This window comes from Nocardioides sp. PD653-B2 (assembly GCF_002117935.1).
In the GTDB taxonomy this organism is placed as follows: Bacteria; Actinomycetota; Actinomycetes; order Propionibacteriales; family Nocardioidaceae; genus Nocardioides.
Map to the genome: position 1 here is coordinate 90,712 of NZ_BDJE01000047.1, position 14,591 is coordinate 105,302.

General features: G+C 71.8%; 17 protein-coding genes. 12 read left to right on the top strand and 5 right to left on the bottom strand.

The window, feature by feature from the left end:
- The first annotated feature begins 20 nt into the window (after positions 1-20).
- Together purD and purB are read left to right on the top strand one after the other, a co-directional pair.
- Positions 21-1,286: a phosphoribosylamine--glycine ligase gene (purD, locus tag PD653B2_RS19780; RefSeq protein ID WP_085874132.1), complete on the top strand. Its 1,266-nt coding sequence runs from the start codon at positions 21-23 to the stop codon at positions 1,284-1,286.
- A 12-nt stretch (positions 1,287-1,298) separates the two neighbouring features.
- On the top strand, positions 1,299-2,726 hold the full coding sequence (gene purB, locus PD653B2_RS19785; protein WP_089504027.1) for an adenylosuccinate lyase: 1,428 nt from the start codon (positions 1,299-1,301) through the stop codon (positions 2,724-2,726).
- Here purB and PD653B2_RS19790 read toward each other — a convergent pair.
- Entirely contained in the window at positions 2,723-4,171 is a 1,449-nt protein-coding gene (locus PD653B2_RS19790; protein WP_085874134.1) for an MFS transporter, read from the bottom strand. The two genes, purB and PD653B2_RS19790, sit on opposite strands and share 4 nt — an antisense overlap.
- Before the next feature lie 31 nt (positions 4,172-4,202).
- Here PD653B2_RS19790 and PD653B2_RS19795 point away from each other — a divergent pair, with 31 nt between their 5' ends.
- Positions 4,203-4,472 (top strand): acylphosphatase, encoded by a 270-nt coding sequence (locus PD653B2_RS19795; RefSeq protein ID WP_085874135.1) that lies wholly within the window; start codon positions 4,203-4,205, stop codon positions 4,470-4,472.
- 3 nt (positions 4,473-4,475) lie between these two features.
- Here PD653B2_RS19795 and PD653B2_RS25180 read toward each other — a convergent pair whose 3' ends face one another.
- On the bottom strand, positions 4,476-5,093 hold the full coding sequence (locus tag PD653B2_RS25180) for a hypothetical protein (protein WP_165763554.1): 618 nt from the start codon (positions 5,091-5,093) through the stop codon (positions 4,476-4,478).
- A 71-nt stretch (positions 5,094-5,164) separates the two neighbouring features.
- On the opposite strand from PD653B2_RS25180, the gene PD653B2_RS19805 reads away from it, so the two are divergent.
- The 5 genes from PD653B2_RS19805 (at position 5,165) to PD653B2_RS19825 (ending at position 9,242) form a co-directional block, all read left to right on the top strand.
- On the top strand, positions 5,165-5,743 hold the full coding sequence (locus tag PD653B2_RS19805) for an antibiotic biosynthesis monooxygenase (RefSeq protein ID WP_085874137.1): 579 nt from the start codon (positions 5,165-5,167) through the stop codon (positions 5,741-5,743).
- A gap of 61 nt (positions 5,744-5,804) precedes the next feature.
- Complete coding sequence (locus PD653B2_RS19810; protein ID WP_085874138.1) at positions 5,805-6,287, top strand: hypothetical protein; 483 nt, start codon at positions 5,805-5,807, stop codon at positions 6,285-6,287.
- Between the two features lie 110 nt (positions 6,288-6,397).
- Positions 6,398-7,282: a phosphoribosylaminoimidazolesuccinocarboxamide synthase gene (locus PD653B2_RS19815; RefSeq protein WP_085874139.1), complete on the top strand. Its 885-nt coding sequence runs from the start codon at positions 6,398-6,400 to the stop codon at positions 7,280-7,282.
- An 8-nt stretch (positions 7,283-7,290) separates the two neighbouring features.
- Positions 7,291-7,683 (top strand): SRPBCC family protein, encoded by a 393-nt coding sequence (locus tag PD653B2_RS19820; RefSeq protein WP_278248183.1) that lies wholly within the window; start codon positions 7,291-7,293, stop codon positions 7,681-7,683.
- On the top strand, positions 7,680-9,242 hold the full coding sequence (locus tag PD653B2_RS19825; RefSeq protein WP_085874141.1) for a long-chain-fatty-acid--CoA ligase: 1,563 nt from the start codon (positions 7,680-7,682) through the stop codon (positions 9,240-9,242). Before PD653B2_RS19820 ends, PD653B2_RS19825 begins: the two co-directional genes overlap by 4 nt.
- Positions 9,243-9,297: 55 nt before the next feature.
- Here the strand turns inward: PD653B2_RS19825 and PD653B2_RS19830 are convergent, their stop codons facing one another.
- Positions 9,298-9,795, bottom strand: coding sequence for a general stress protein (locus PD653B2_RS19830; protein ID WP_207559397.1), 498 nt, complete (start codon positions 9,793-9,795; stop codon positions 9,298-9,300).
- 38 nt (positions 9,796-9,833) lie between these two features.
- On the opposite strand from PD653B2_RS19830, the gene purS reads away from it, so the two are divergent.
- From purS to PD653B2_RS19845, 3 genes are read left to right on the top strand one after another with little or no spacing between them, the layout of a single operon-like run.
- Entirely contained in the window at positions 9,834-10,100 is a 267-nt protein-coding gene (gene purS / locus PD653B2_RS19835) for a phosphoribosylformylglycinamidine synthase subunit PurS (protein ID WP_085874143.1), read from the top strand.
- The gene (purQ, locus tag PD653B2_RS19840) at positions 10,097-10,765 is read left to right on the top strand and encodes a phosphoribosylformylglycinamidine synthase subunit PurQ (protein ID WP_085874144.1); all 669 of its coding nucleotides are present in this window, start codon (positions 10,097-10,099) and stop codon (positions 10,763-10,765) included. Before purS ends, purQ begins: the two co-directional genes overlap by 4 nt.
- Positions 10,762-11,205: a DUF3817 domain-containing protein gene (locus PD653B2_RS19845; RefSeq protein WP_085874145.1), complete on the top strand. Its 444-nt coding sequence runs from the start codon at positions 10,762-10,764 to the stop codon at positions 11,203-11,205. The genes purQ and PD653B2_RS19845 overlap by 4 nt, the downstream gene beginning before the upstream one ends.
- Positions 11,206-11,214: 9 nt before the next feature.
- Here the strand turns inward: PD653B2_RS19845 and PD653B2_RS19850 are convergent, their stop codons facing one another.
- Entirely contained in the window at positions 11,215-12,627 is a 1,413-nt protein-coding gene (locus tag PD653B2_RS19850) for a glycoside hydrolase domain-containing protein (RefSeq protein ID WP_085874146.1), read from the bottom strand.
- Positions 12,628-12,848: 221 nt separating this feature from the next.
- On the opposite strand from PD653B2_RS19850, the gene PD653B2_RS19855 reads away from it, so the two are divergent.
- Entirely contained in the window at positions 12,849-13,052 is a 204-nt protein-coding gene (locus tag PD653B2_RS19855; protein WP_085874147.1) for a hypothetical protein, read from the top strand.
- A gap of 13 nt (positions 13,053-13,065) precedes the next feature.
- On the opposite strand, the gene PD653B2_RS19860 is transcribed toward PD653B2_RS19855, so the two are convergent.
- Positions 13,066-14,541 (bottom strand): MFS transporter, encoded by a 1,476-nt coding sequence (locus tag PD653B2_RS19860; RefSeq protein WP_085874148.1) that lies wholly within the window; start codon positions 14,539-14,541, stop codon positions 13,066-13,068.
- Between the last annotated feature and the right edge of the window lie 50 nt (positions 14,542-14,591).

Consider the following 14,591-nt stretch of genomic DNA (forward strand, 5'->3'; position numbering starts at 1 on the left):
CACCTCTAGGGTTGAGGCCCGTGAGGACTCTCGTCATCGGCACCGGCGGTCGCGAGCACGCCCTGGCCCGAGCGCTGGCCCAGGACCCCGCGGTCACCGAGGTACACGCCGCTCCGGGCAACCCCGGCATGGCTGCCGTCGCCACGCTGCACGACGTCGACCCGATGTCGGGCGCATCGGTGGCCGACCTGGCCGTGGCGCTGGGCGCCGACCTGGTCGTCATCGGTCCCGAGGCGCCCCTCGTCGCCGGGGTCGCCGACGCCGTGCGCGAGCGCGGGATCGCGGTGTTCGGCCCCAGCGGCGCGGCCGCGCAGCTCGAGGGGTCGAAGGCGTTCTCCAAGGCGGTGATGGCGGCCGCCGGCGTGCCGACCGCGGGCTCACGCACCTGCACCACCCCGGCCGAGGTCGAGGCCGCGCTGGACGCCTTCGGGGCGCCGTACGTCGTCAAGGACGACGCGCTGGCCGCGGGCAAGGGCGTCGTCGTCACCCGTGACCGCGCGGAGGCACTCGCCCACGCCGCCGCCTGCGACCGGGTCGTGGTCGAGGAGTTCCTCGACGGCCCCGAGGTGTCGGTGTTCGCCATCTGTGACGGGAGCACGGCCTACGCCCTGCAGCCGGCGCAGGACTTCAAGCGCATCTTCGACGGCGGCCGCGGCCCCAACACGGGAGGGATGGGCTCCTACACGCCCCTGACCTGGGCGCAGCCCGACCTGTCCGAGGTCGTCCTCGAGCGGGTCGTCCGCCCGACCCTGGCCGAGATGGCCGGTCGCGGCACGCCGTTCGTGGGCTGCCTCTACGTCGGCCTCGCGCTGACGGAGACGGGGCCGCGGGTGATCGAGTTCAACGTGCGCTTCGGCGACCCCGACATCCAGCCGGTGCTGGCCGTGCTCGACACCCCGCTCGGCGAGCTGCTCGCGGCCGCGGCCGAGGGTCGTCTCGCCGACGTGCCGGCGCCGACCTTCCTCGACGCTGCCGCCGTGACGGTGGTGCTCGCGTCGGCCGGCTACCCCGAGTCGTCCTCGAAGGGGGACGTCATCACCGGCGTCGACCTCGCCGACGCGCGCGACGGCGTCGACGTCATCCACGCCGGCACCGCGCTGTCCGGTGACGACCTCGTCACCGCCGGGGGTCGGGTGCTCGCGGTGCGGGCCGTCGGCCCGGACGTCGCCGCCGCGCGCGCCGCGGCGTACGCCGCCGCCGACCTGGTCTCCTTCCCCGGCATGCAGCGCCGCGACGACATCGCCGCCGAGCCGCTCGGTGTCGTCGAGGGTGCGTCGCTCCGCTGACGGCATGGGACAATGAGGCACGTGACCGTCCCCAACGTCCTGGCCACCCGGTACGCCGGTGCCGACCTCGCGGAGATCTGGTCGCCCGAGCACAAGATCGTGCTCGAGCGGCGGCTCTGGATCGCCGTCCTCGAGGCGCAGCGCGACCTCGGCATCGACGTGCCCGACGGCGTGATCGAGGCCTACCGCGACGTGGTCGACAAGGTGGACCTCGAGTCGATCGCCGCGCGCGAGCGGGTCACCCGCCACGACGTGAAGGCGCGGATCGAGGAGTTCTCGGCGCTGGCGGGCCACGAGCACATCCACAAGGGGATGACCTCGCGCGACCTGACCGAGAACGTCGAGCAGCTGCAGATCAAGCAGTCGCTCGCGCTGGTCCGCGACCGCGCCGTCGCCACCCTGGCCCGGCTCGCGCGCCTCGCCGCCGAGCACGAGACCACCGTGATGGCCGGCCGGTCCCACAACGTCGCCGCCCAGGCGACCACCCTGGGCAAGCGCTTCGCGACCGTCGCCGACGAGATGCTGATCGCGCTCGAGCGGGTCGAGGACCTCCTCGGCCGCTACCCGCTGCGTGGCATCAAGGGCCCGATGGGCACCGCCCAGGACATGCTCGACCTGCTCGACGGCGACGCCGCCAAGTTCGCCGACCTCGAGCAGCGGGTCGCCGCCCACCTCGGCTTCGACCGGGCACTGACCTCCGTCGGCCAGGTCTACCCGCGCTCGCTCGACTTCGACGTCGTCTCCTCGCTGGTGCAGCTGGCCGCCGGCCCCTCCAACCTCGCCACCACGATCCGGCTGATGGCCGGCAACGAGCTGGTGACCGAGGGCTTCAAGGAGGGCCAGGTCGGCTCGTCCGCGATGCCGCACAAGATGAACAGCCGCTCCTGCGAGCGGGTCAACGGCTTGGCCGTCGTGCTGCGCGGCTACCTCTCGATGATCGGCGAGCTCGCCGGCGACCAGTGGAACGAGGGCGACGTCTCCGACTCCGTCGTACGACGGGTCGCGCTGCCGGACGCGTTCTTCGCGATCGACGGGCTCTTCCAGACCTTCCTCACCGTGCTCGACGAGTTCGGCGCCTTCCCGGCGGTCATCCAGCGCGAGCTCGACCGCTACCTGCCGTTCCTGTCCACCACCAAGGTGCTGATGGCCGCGGTCCGCAACGGCGTCGGCCGCGAGGCCGCCCACGAGGCGATCAAGGAGGCGGCGGTCGGCACCGCGCTCGACATGCGCCAGGGCCAGGCCGACAACGACGTCTTCGCCCGCCTCGGCGCCGACCCCCGGCTCGGGCTCACCGAGGCGCAGCTGGCGTCCCTGGTGGCGGAGCCGATCACGTTCACCGGCGCCGCGGTCGACCAGGTGCAGACCGTCGTACGCCGGGTCGCCGAGGTGACCGCCCGCCACCCGGAGGCCGCGGCGTACTCGCCCGGCGCGATCCTCTAACCGGGCTGACGCCGCTCCTGGCGGAGTGCCCGGATCGCCATCACCAGCGCCGCGCCGACCAGCGCCGCGCCCGTGAGCAGCGCGACCCGGACGGCGGTGTCCTGGGACGCCGGCCCGATGGTCAGCTGGTAGACGGTGACCAGCATCGCCGCGCCGATCGAGGCGCCGATCCGCTGCCCGGTCTGCAGCGCACCGCCGGCCGCGCCGCCCATCCGGGGCGGCACGTCGGCCAGGGTGAGCGTGATGTTGGGGGAGACGACCGCGCCACCGCCGAGCCCGGTGAGGAAGAGCGTCGGCACCAGCCACGGCCAGAGCGGGTCGCGGCCGGGCGCGAGCAGCGCGACCAGCACGACCCCGGCGATCATCACGCAGAGCGCGCCGACCGTGATCCGGCGGCCGGCGTCGGACACGAAGCGACCCGCCGTCGGGGCGCTGATCGCCGACCCGACGGCGAAGGGCATCAGCAGCAGCCCCGCCTCGAGCGGTGAGTGCCCGAGGCCCTCCTGGAGGTAGATCGAGACCACGAGCAGGAGCCCGGTGAACCCGGTGAAGTAGAGGGCGCCCACGGCCAGCCCGTTGACGTAGCCGGGCACGGTGCGCAGCAGCGCGACGTCGAGCAGCGGCGGGCGGCCGCGCGCCGCCGTACGTCGCTCCCAGCGGACGAACGCCCAGGCGAAGAGCGGCACTCCCGCCAGCAGCACGAGCGGGAGCCGGGCGCCGGCCTCGACCCGGACGATCGGGTAGAGCAGGCACAGCACGGTGGCGCCGAGCAGGAGTGCGCCGGGCACGTCGATCCGGGTCTGGCTGCGGTCGACCCTGCTCGGGTCGCGGCGCGGGATCATCCGCATCACCGCGACCAGCGCGACCAGGCCGATCGGCACGTTGACCCAGAACAGCCAGCGCCAGCCGTCCTGCTCGCCCGCGAGCGCGATGATCAGGCCACCCAGCACCGGCCCGGTCGCCGAGGACACCGACACCGTGAAGCCGAACATCCCGAACGCCCGGGCCCGCTCCCGTCCGCGGAAGAGCTGCTGGATCAGCCCGGAGTTCTGCGGAGTCAGCAGGCCGGCGCTCGCGCCCTGCAGCAGCCGGGCACCCACGACGAGCTCGGCGGTCGGCGCGAAGCCGACCGCGGCGCTGGTGAGGATGAAGAGGACCAGGCCGATCAGCATCAGCCGGCGGCGACCGTAGGCGTCACCGAGGCGGCCGCCCGCGACCAGGGTCAGGCCGAAGGTCAGCGCGTAGCCCGACACCACCCACTGGATGGTCCCGGCCGAGGTGTCCAGCCCGGTCTGCATGGACGGGATCGCGACGTTGACGATCGAGACATCGAGCAGCGCCATGAAGCCGATGACGAGGGAGACGCCGAGGATCCGCCAGCGACGCGGATGCGGCTCGTACGCCGGCTCCTCCTCCTGCGGGATCTCCACGGCGTGCTCGGTCACCACTCCACCATGCCCGCGGCACCATGGGGGCATGCGCAAGTCAGTCGACGTGACCGTGACCGGCCGGGTGCAAGGGGTGTCGTTCCGCTACTACACCGGGCAGGAGGCCGCCCGTCTCGGCGTCACCGGCCGGGTCGCCAACGAGCCGGACGGCACGGTGTCCGGCCACTTCGAGGGCGAGGCCGACGCGGTCGACGCGCTGGTCGACTGGTGCCGCACCGGGCCGCGGCCGGCCCGCGTCGAGCGGGTCGACGTACGACCCGGTGTCGACGAGGGCGCGACGTCCTTCGAGGCGAGGTAGGTCTCAGGCGCGGGCGTGCCCGCCCCAGTTCTCGAGCTTGGTCGCGACCGCGTGCAGGTCCGCGCGCCAGACGTCCTCCGGGCCGGGCGGCAGGATCTCGTCCCACTCGACGGCGTACGACCCGAGGATGCTCGCGAGCCCCTCGGTCCGGGCGAAGAACCAGACGTGGAAGTGCGAGGAGCCGTCGCCCCAGCGGTTCACGTGGACGCGGCCGATGTGCTCGAGGCCCTGGATGATCCGGACCAGGCGGTTGGAGATCCGGCCGAACTGCGAGGCCATCTCGTCGTCGAGGTCGCCGAAGTCCAGGTGCTCGCGGGTCCAGAGCGTCAGCACGAGCGGGAGCCCGGTCGGCTTCTCGTCGCGGGTGAGGATCCAGAAGTCGTCCTCCCAGACGATCCGGTCGGCGAGCCCGCCGGAGCAGACGCCGCACGGCTCGCCGCCCTCCTCGCCCATCCGGACCCGTTCGGCCCCGGGGGCGCGCAGCACCTTGGGGACGACGCTGCCGTCGGCCGCCTCCCAGGGGAAGACGTCCCACGCGCCGATGGGCGGGGTCGGCAGGCGACCCTCGGCTCCGACGGCCTCGATGACCCTGACGTACACCTCTGCGGCTGACTCAGGCATGGCATCCACTGTGCCAGCACCCGTCCGGCCCGACTTGCGCACCCCGGCCCACCCCCCGAAGGATCGTGGGCATGAGCGATCCCGTCACCGTCTCGATCACCCGGACCATCGCGCCCGGCCACAGCGACGAGATGCTCGCCTGGATCCGGGCCGGGTCGGCCCTCGCCACGAGGTTCGAGGGCTTCCTCGGCTCCGGCTGGGTGCGCCCGTCGACCGGCTCGGAGGAGTGGCACATGCTCTACCGCTTCGCCGACCTGCCGTCCCTGGAGACCTGGGAGGCGTCGCCGCAGCGGGCCTGGTGGCTGGGCGCCGCGCAGGGTCTGGTGGGCGAGTCGCGAGTCGAGCGCCGGACCGGCATCGAGGGCTGGTTCGACCCGCCGGTGACCGACGACGTCCAGGACCTGCGCCCCGCCGCGCCGGCGCCGCCGCGCTGGAAGCAGGCCTGCGTGATCTTCCTCGTGTTCTTCCCGCTGAGCGTGCTGGTCAACGAGCTCTTCGTGCACCTGCTCCCGGACCTCGTGCTGCCGCTGCGGGTGCTCGTGTCGGTGCTGGTGATGACGCCGGTGATGACGTACGCCGCGCTGCCCTGGATCACCCGGCGCATGGAGTGGTGGCTGCAGGGCAGGCCGGCCCCCTGGCGCCGTCCGTAGCGGCCGGGGGCGGAACCTTCCTCTTGCCATCCGACCCTGCGGCGTGGTCACAGTGGAACCCATGAAGAAGATCTCGGGAACCATCCTCCTCACCGTCCTGGCCGTCCTCGGCCTCTCCTTCGGCACCATCGCGCCGGCCTCGGCCGTGTCGCAGTCGAGCGCCGCCTCGCAGTTCTCGGCGGCCGGCATCGGCTGGACCTCCTCCGGTGGCTGCAGCGACCCGAACAACTCGACGTGCACGTCGTTCGAGGGGATCCGGCAGGCCACCATCGACGGGGCGATCACCCTGAAGAACGCGAGCGGCTGCGGCCTGACCATCACCGGCGGCACGGAGACCGGTCACGCCGGCGGCACCTACAGCCACTCCACCGGCTACAAGCTCGACTTCTCGCGGACGACGTGCCTGACCAACTGGGTCCACAACACCTACACCTACTCCGGCACCCGCAGCGACGGGACGCCGCTCTACACCGCCGCCTCGGGCAACGTCTACGCCGACGAGGGCAACCACTGGGACGTCCTCTACTACACGTGCGGCTGCTGACGTCCCCGTGGTCGATCAAACGAGTCGACCATGCATGTTCCATGTCGCTGGACACGCGTGCCACCACGGTGACAACCGCTGGGGACGACGATCTCTCCTAGAGTGAGAGCGTGACCGACCTGAACATCCCGGAAGCGCCGGCCATCGACGGCGTCACCCATCTCCACTCCGGCAAGGTGCGCGACCTCTACGAGCTGCCGAGCGGCGACCTGCTGATGGTCGCCAGCGACCGGATCTCGATCTTCGACTTCGTGCTCGACACGACCATCCCCGACAAGGGCGAGATCCTCACCCGCATGTCGCTGTGGTGGTTCGGTCAGCTCGGCGACCTGGTGCCGAACCACGTCATCTCGACGGACGTGCCGGACGCCGTCCGCGGCCGAGCGGTGGTCTGCGAGCGGCTCGACATGTACCCGGTCGAGTGCGTCGCGCGCGGCTACCTCACCGGCACCGGTCTGCTCGACTACCGCGCGAGCGGGTCGGTCTGCGGGATCGCGCTCCCGGCCGGCCTCGAGGACGGCAGCCGGCTGTCGGAGCCGATCTTCACGCCGGCCACCAAGGCCGCGCTCGGCGACCACGACGAGAACGTGTCCTACGACGCCGTCGCGACCACCATCGGCGGCGAGCGCGCTGCGCAGCTGCGCGAGCTCACCCTCGCGGTCTACGCCCGCGCCGAGGGGATCGCCCGGGAGCGCGGGATCATCCTGGCCGACACCAAGCTCGAGTTCGGGGCGCGACCGGACGGCACCACGGTCCTCGGCGACGAGGTGCTGACGCCCGACTCGTCCCGTTTCTGGCCGGCCTCCGCGTGGCAGCCGGGCCGCACGCAGCCGTCGTACGACAAGCAGATCGTGCGCAACTGGGCGCTGTCCCCGGAGTCCGGCTGGGACCGGTCGTCCGGCGAGGCACCGCCGCCGCTGCCGCCCGAGGTGGTCGACCGCACCCGGAGCCGGTACGTCGAGGCCTACGAGCTGCTGACCGGGGAGCGGTTCTGAAGGTCCACCTGCCGGTGCCGTGCGCGGTCGCGTTCGACTACCTGGCCGACCCGCGGAACCGGGCGGAGTGGCAGTCGAGCCTGGCCCGCGTCGAGGACGTGGACGGCGAGCCGCGCGTCGGCCAGACCTGGGTCGACGTGACGAAGCCCGGGCTGCGCCCGGCGATGGAGACCACCGAGCTCGACCGGCCGCACCGCTGGACCGAGATCGGCACCTGGCGGGGCTTCTCCGCGACGCTGACGCTGACGTTCACCGAGACACCCACCGGCTGCGCGGTCGAGCCGACGATGACGGTGCGCGGCCGCGGCCTCCGGGCGCCGCTCGGGGCCGTGCTCGACGCGCTGGCGCCGTACGCCGTCCGCAGTGACCTCCGCCACGCGGCCAGTATGTTGGCGCCATGACGACGTACAACCTGGCAACGCTCCTCGAGGACAGCGCGACGAAGTACCCGGACCGCACCGCGGTCGTGCTCGGCGACAGCCGCCTCACCTATGGGCAGATCAACGCGTTCTCCAACATGGTCGCCAACCTGCTGGTCTCGCGCGGCATCGAGCCCGGCGACAAGGTCGCGCTCAGCTGTCCGAACCTGCCCTACTTCACGGTCGTCTACTTCGGCATCCTCAAGGCCGGCGGCACCGTCGTCCCCCTGAACGTCCTGCTCAAGGGCCGCGAGGTCGCCTACCACCTCAGCGACTCCGACGCGAAGGCCTACTTCTGCTTCGAGGGCACCCCCGAGCTCCCGATGGGCGAGGCCGGGCATGCCGGCTTCGAGGCCGCCGACGGGTGCGAGCACTTCTTCGTCATCACCGCCGCGCTCGACGGCGCCTCGCCGATCGAGGGCGTCGAGACGATGGCGCAGGCCATGGGCTCGCAGCCCGCGGAGTTCGAGACCGTGGCGACCGAGGAGGACGACACCGCGGTGATCCTCTACACGTCCGGCACCACCGGGCAGCCCAAGGGCGCCGAGCTCCGGCACCGCAACATGCGCGACAACGCGCGCTCCGGGGAGGCACTCTTCGGGGCGAGCGCCGACAACCCCGACACCTACCTCTGCGTGCTGCCGCTCTTCCACTCCTTCGGCCAGACCGTGATCCAGAACGGCGCCTTCGCCTACGGCGGCACCGTGGTGATGCTGCCGCGCTTCGAGGCCCACCAGGCGCTGGCGCTGATGGCCAAGGAGAAGGTGACGTTCTTCGCGGGGGTGCCGACGATGTACTGGGGCCTCCTCGGCGCCCTCGACGACAGTGTCGACGTCGCGGCCCTGGCCGCGAACCTGCGCGTCGCCGCCGCCGGCGGCTCGGCGCTGCCGGTCGAGGTGCACAAGGACTTCCAGAAGAAGTTCGGCGTCACGATCCTCGAGGGCTACGGCTTGTCCGAGACGTCGCCGGTCGCGAGCTTCTCGCCGTGCGGCGAGCCCGTGCGGGTCGGCTCGATCGGCCGGCCGATCCCGGGGGTCGAGATGGAGCTGCTCCAGCCGGACAGCTGGGAGACGGTGCCCGACGGCCCGAACGAGATCGGCGAGATCGCCATCAAGGGCCACAACGTCATGAAGGGCTACTACAACCGCCCGGACGCCACCGCCGAGGTGATCAAGGACGGCTGGTTCCGCTCCGGCGACCTGGGCCGTCGCGACGAGGACGGCTGGTACTACATCGTCGACCGGTCCAAGGACATGATCATCCGCGGCGGCTTCAACGTGTACCCGCGGGAGATCGAGGAGTTCCTGATGACCCACGAGGCGGTGTCGCTGGCCGCGGTCATCGGCGTGCCGCACGAGAGCCACGGCGAGGAGATCAAGGCGTTCCTGATCCTCAACGACGGCGCCTCGGTCACCGAGGACGAGATCGTCGCCTGGGCCAAGGAGGAGATGGCGGGCTACAAGTACCCGCGGATGGTCGAGTTCGTGGAGTCCCTGCCGATGACCTCGACCGGCAAGATCCTCAAGCGCGAGCTGAGCTGAGCGGCGAAGAACCCCACCCGTCGCATCGGCCCTCGGGTGGGCTGACGCGTCCCCGCTACGCGAACGGGTTCGGCAGCGCGCCGGGGAGCTTGGCGAGCAGCTCGCGCGCCTGGGCGGCGACCTTGTGCTCGACCAGCACCTCGTAGCGGGTGGCGACGACCTGGGTCACCGACGAGAAGTCGCGCTGGCCGCGGGTGAAGGCGTAGCCGATCAGCGCCCAGACGACGCCGAAGACCGCACCGAGCACGATGGTCGAGAGGATCATCGCGAGCACGTTCTCGTCGACGAAGAACGAGAAGATCAGGCCGACGAAGAGCCCGAGCCAGACACCCGACAGCAGGCCGCCGAGCGCGACGCGGCCGGTGGTGAGCCGGCCCGTGATCCGCTCGACGCGCTTGAGGTCGGTGCCGACGATCATCAGGTTCTTGACCGGGAACTCGTTGTCGGACAGGAAGTCCACGGTCTTCTGTGCGGCCGCGTAGTCGTCGTACACCGCGAGGGACTGCGGGAACTCGAGCTTCAGCGGGTTGGCGCCGGGAACTGCGGAGGGCATGCTCATGGCACCAGTGTGCCTTCTCGTAGACTGACCGCGTGCCCAGAGTCGTCGTCGACGTCATGCCCAAGCCCGAGATCCTCGACCCGCAGGGGAAGGCCGTCCACGGCGCCCTGCCCCGTCTGGGTTTCTCCGGCGTCACCGACGTCCGCCAGGGCAAGCGCTTCGAGCTGGAGGTGGAGGGCGAGGTCACCGACGAGGTGCTCGACCAGGTCCGCCAGATGGCCGAGACGCTGCTGTCCAACCCGGTGATCGAGAACTACACCGTCCACGTCGAGGACGCTGCCGTCGGAGCGGGCGCATGAAGGTCGGCGTCGTCACCTTCCCGGGATCGCTCGACGAGGTCGACGCGCAGCGCGCGGCCACGCTCGGCGGCCACGACGTCGTGGCGCTCTGGCACGGCGACCACGACCTCCGCGGCGTCGACGCCGTGGTGCTGCCGGGTGGCTTCTCGTACGGCGACTACCTGCGCTGCGGTGCGATCTCCCGCTTCTCCCCGGTGATGACCGAGGTGATCGAGGCGGCCGGCAAGGGGATGCCGGTGCTCGGCATCTGCAACGGCTTCCAGATCCTCTGCGAGTCCCACCTGCTGCCGGGTGCGCTGATCCGCAACGACCACCGCAAGTTCGTCTGTCGTGACCAGCGGCTCCGGATCGAGAACAACCGCACGCCGTGGACCTCGTCGTACGACGAGGGCGCCGAGGTCACGATCGTCCTCAAGAACGGCGAGGGCGGCTTCGTGGCCGACGCCGAGACGCTCGACCGGCTCGAGGGGGAGGGCCGTGTCGTCGCCCGCTACCTCGACGTGAACCCGAACGGATCGCTGCGCGACATCGCCGGCATCACCAACGAGGCGGGCAACGTGGTCGGCCTGATGCCGCACCCCGAGCACGCCGTGGAGTCCCTCACCGGTGCCGGCACCGACGGCATCGGCTTCTTCACCAGCCTCGTGGAGCGCACCTTCGCATGACCCCGCTGCTGCTGTTCCGCCGCGTCGCGATCGCGGAGGCGGTCACCTGGGCGCTGCTCCTGGCCGGCATGTTCCTCAAGTACGTCACCGACACCACCGAGCTCGGCGTCCGCGTCTTCGGGATGGTCCACGGCGTCGTGTTCATCGCCTACTGCCTCACCACCGTGCTCGTCGCGGTCGACCAGCGCTGGTCGCGCGGCCGGCTGCTCGTCGGCCTGCTGGCGTCGATCCCGCCGTTCTTCACGGTGGTCTTCGACCGCAACGCCGAGAGGCAGGACGTGCTCGGCACGTCCTGGCGGCTCCAGCACGAGCAGCCGACCGGTCTCGTCGACCGTCTGGTGTCGTGGCTGCTGCGCAACCCGCTGCAGGGCGTGCTCGCCGGGCTGGTCGCGGTCGCCGCGCTGACCGGCCTCGCGCTGCTCGTCGGCCCGCCCGCCTGAGGGCGGGGGTCAGCGGCGGATCTTGCCGTGCGCGAACGCGGCCCAGGTCTGCCGGTTCGCGACGCCGGTGACGTCGAGGCCGACGAACTTCTGCCAGGCCTCGAGAGCGTCGGTCGTGCGGGCGTCGAAGACGCCGGTCGCCTTCACCGGGACCTCGCGGTCGGTGACCGCGTTCAGGGTGCGCTGGACCCGTCGGACGGCGGGTCCGGTCGAGCCGTACTTCGCCACGGGCCGGTCGCCCGCGCTCAGCAGTGACATCCAGTTGCGCTTCGACCACGTCGTGGAGGCCTCGAACCCGGCCGTGGCCTGCCACGCGTTGGCGGCCTTGACCGTCCGGGTGGAGTAGAGGCCGTTGACCTTGCCGGCGTACAGGCCCTGCTCCTGGAGCAGGCACTGCAGGGCCTTCACCTTGGCCGCCGGCGGCGTCGCGGTGGTCGTCGCCGGCTTGAGCGTCGGGTAGAGCCCGTAGCCGATCTTGACGCCCCCGCAGTGGGTCTCGGGCACGGCCACCGAGCCGCGGCCGACATCGAGGAAGTTGCGGTCGATGTTGATCGTGATGCCGCCCCACGTCTCGTCATGCCCGCCCTGGTACTGCTTGACCCGCGCGTGGGGGTGCCAGCCGTCGGGGCGGAGGTACGACGTGGTCGTGTTCGCCTTGCCGTCCCACCGGGCCACCCAGATCTGGTCCGGCAGCACGACCGCGTCGGGGCGGTTGACCCGGGCGTCGTCGAGCATCTTGATGCCCGAGCCGGCGCTCGAGTAGACCCCGGAGACCCAGCCGAGCTGGTGGAGCTGCCAGGTCCAGCCGCTGAGGAAGGCCAGCGCCGACTCGCGGCAGTGGGTGTTCGCGAGCTCGAAGCCCTCGAGGTCGTACCAGAGCGTGCTCCCCGGGGCGATGCCGAGCCCGGTCGCGACGTCGACGGCGTCGAGCGCCTCGTTGTTGCCCTGCTTGCGGGCCACGCTGTAGCGGCCGTTCTTGCCCGGCTTCGGGTTGATCTTCACGTCGTCGTCGTAGCGCGGGAAGCGCGGCTGGCACGAGGCCTGCGGCCCGAGCGTGATGGGCAGCAGCCGCCAGCCCTTCGCGAGCTGGGTGCTGATCCAGGCCGGCGTGAGGTTCGGCTGCTCGCGACAGGCGCGGGAGTCGCCGGAGATGTAGATGCCGACGGCGAGGAACGGCGAGTACTGCAGCCAGCGGTTCATCTTCGCCTGCTCGGGCGCATGGCACTGGTCGAAGCCGTAGCCGGTGAAGTCGCCGGGGGTCACCACGTTGGCCTTGCGGGGCGCGCTCGCCGTGGCGGCGGCGCCGCCCTCCGCGTCGGCGGAGGCTCCACCGAGCGTCGTCAGGGCCGCGGTGGCGAGCACGCCGGCGACGACGCCACCGAGGGCGCGGCGCACCGTGCTGGACAGAGCGGGGCGGGGCATGGCGGGACTCCTGGGGAAGAAGGCAGTCGGCATCGAAGCCTCGTCACCATAACCCCACTAGTCACACGCGTAACAGCCGTTCCGGAGAACTACCACGCTGTAATTCGGGACCGGTGATCCGCAAGGTTTGCGCAAGTGCCGACGCCACGGCGATCGCCGGGTCCACGCTGAGACCGGATGCATCTGGTCTGGGATGCACCTGATCGAGGGGGGAACCGATCATGAGCGACAGCTGGAACACCCTGCCCTTCCTGGGGCTGGTCCCGCACTTCCACGCCGACCCGGTCGAGGACGGTCCGCCGTTGCTCAGCGCCGACGGGCACTGGTGGTGGGACGGCCACTCCTGGACGCCGACACACCAGCCGGGGGACCCGGCCGCCCGCGACGCAGAACAGCCGGCCTCCGCTCTCGCGGAGACCGGCTGACCGGCGGTTCTGGTCAGGCCGCCTCGGCGGCCGCCGGCTCGGTGCGCTCCTCGCCGGCCGCCGTGCGCTGCCGCTCGGGTCGCAGCACGAACGTCGCGACGAGCAGGGCCACGGCCGCGAACGCAGCCGAGGTGAGGAACGCCGCCTGGACGCCGGGCACGAACTCACCCGGCACGGCGCCGGCCGCGTAGATCGACACGATGGCGGCGACGCCGACCGCGGCACCGAGCTGCTGCGTGGTCTGCAGCAGCCCGGACGCGGCGCCGGCGTGCTCGGGCTCGACCCCGGCCAGCACGGTCGCGGTGAGCGGCATGAACACCAGTCCGGTCGCGACGCCGGCGATCACCATCGGCCCGAAGACGGCCCCGACGTAGGTGTCGGTCGTGCCGATCGTGCTGAGCCAGGCGTAGCCGGCGGTCATGGCCGCGGTGCCGACCATCAGCATCGCCCGCGCGCCGACGCGCGCCATCAGCTGCGGCGACACCCGCGACATCGCGAAGATGCCCAGGCTGAACGGCAGGAAGGCGACCCCGGACGCGAGCGGCCCGAAGCCGAGCACCCGCTGGACGTACTGCACGACCAGGAAGAACATCGACAGGTTCGCGCCGACGACCAGGGCCATCACCGCGAGGGCGCCGACCCGGCGCCGGTTGCGGACGAGGTGGGGCTGGACCATCGGGTGGGGGTGCCGCAGCTCGGTGCGGGCGAGGAGCGCCAGCAGGGCGATGCCGAGGACGAACCCGCCGATCGTGCGCGCCGAGGCCCAGCCGTGCTCCGGTGCCCCGATCAGGGCCCAGACGAGGGAGACCGCGCCGAGGGTCGCCGAGAGCGCGCCGACGATGTCGAACCGGCCGGGGCGGCGACGGGTCTCGTCGACGAACCGGCGGGCGAGCACCAGGACGGCGATGCCGAGCGGCACGTTGATGAAGAGCGTCCAGCGCCACGACCCGACGTCGGTGAGCAGCCCGCCGAGCAGCAGACCGATGGACGCGCCACCCGAGGAGACGGCACCGAACAGCGCAAATGCGCGGTTGCGGGCGGGCTCGTCGGGAGCGCTGGTGGTGAGCAGGGCGAGGACGCTCGGGGCGGCGAGCGCGGCACCCACGCCCTGGAAGGTGCGGGCCGCGATCAGCTGACCGGGCGTCTGGGCCAGGCCGCCGAGGGCGGAGGCGACGGTGAAGACCGCCAGGCCGACCTCGAAGACCTTCAGGCGGCCGAAGACGTCGCCCAGGCGACCGCCGAGCAGCAGCAGCCCGCCGAAGGCGAGCGTGTAGGCGTTGAGGATCCACGACAGCGACGCGGGGCCGAAGCCGAGGTCGGTGTCGATGCGGGGGAGCGCGACGTTCACCACGGTGGCGTCGAGCACGAGCATGAGCTGGGCGACCAGGACGATCGCGATGCCGGTCGCGGCGCGGCCGGCGTTCGGCGGCAGCTCGACCGGGAGGCCCGCGGTGGTGCCGCGGGCTGGGGTACGGGTGTCTGTGGACATGAGGTGGAAGTCCTGTTCTGGTCGGAGCGGCCGAGGTACTCTTGATCCGG

Excerpts from the sequence above, each read along its gene's own strand:
- PD653B2_RS19860 (WP_085874148.1), bottom strand. The coding sequence starts at position 14,541 with ATGTCCACAGACACCCGTACCCCAGCCCGCGGCACCACCGCGGGCCTC.
- PD653B2_RS25180 (WP_165763554.1), bottom strand. The coding sequence starts at position 5,093 with ATGCCTGAGTCAGCCGCAGAGGTGTACGTCAGGGTCATCGAGGCCGTC.
- PD653B2_RS19850 (WP_085874146.1), bottom strand. The coding sequence starts at position 12,627 with ATGCCCCGCCCCGCTCTGTCCAGCACGGTGCGCCGCGCCCTCGGTGGC.
- PD653B2_RS19855 (WP_085874147.1), top strand. The coding sequence starts at position 12,849 with ATGAGCGACAGCTGGAACACCCTGCCCTTCCTGGGGCTGGTCCCGCAC.
- PD653B2_RS19845 (WP_085874145.1), top strand. The coding sequence starts at position 10,762 with ATGACCCCGCTGCTGCTGTTCCGCCGCGTCGCGATCGCGGAGGCGGTC.
- PD653B2_RS19825 (WP_085874141.1), top strand. The coding sequence starts at position 7,680 with ATGACGACGTACAACCTGGCAACGCTCCTCGAGGACAGCGCGACGAAG.
- PD653B2_RS19795 (WP_085874135.1), top strand. The coding sequence starts at position 4,203 with ATGCGCAAGTCAGTCGACGTGACCGTGACCGGCCGGGTGCAAGGGGTG.
- purQ (WP_085874144.1), top strand. The coding sequence starts at position 10,097 with ATGAAGGTCGGCGTCGTCACCTTCCCGGGATCGCTCGACGAGGTCGAC.
- PD653B2_RS19810 (WP_085874138.1), top strand. The coding sequence starts at position 5,805 with ATGAAGAAGATCTCGGGAACCATCCTCCTCACCGTCCTGGCCGTCCTC.
- PD653B2_RS19830 (WP_207559397.1), bottom strand. The coding sequence starts at position 9,795 with ATGCCCTCCGCAGTTCCCGGCGCCAACCCGCTGAAGCTCGAGTTCCCG.
- purB (WP_089504027.1), top strand. The coding sequence starts at position 1,299 with ATGAGGCACGTGACCGTCCCCAACGTCCTGGCCACCCGGTACGCCGGT.
- PD653B2_RS19805 (WP_085874137.1), top strand. The coding sequence starts at position 5,165 with ATGAGCGATCCCGTCACCGTCTCGATCACCCGGACCATCGCGCCCGGC.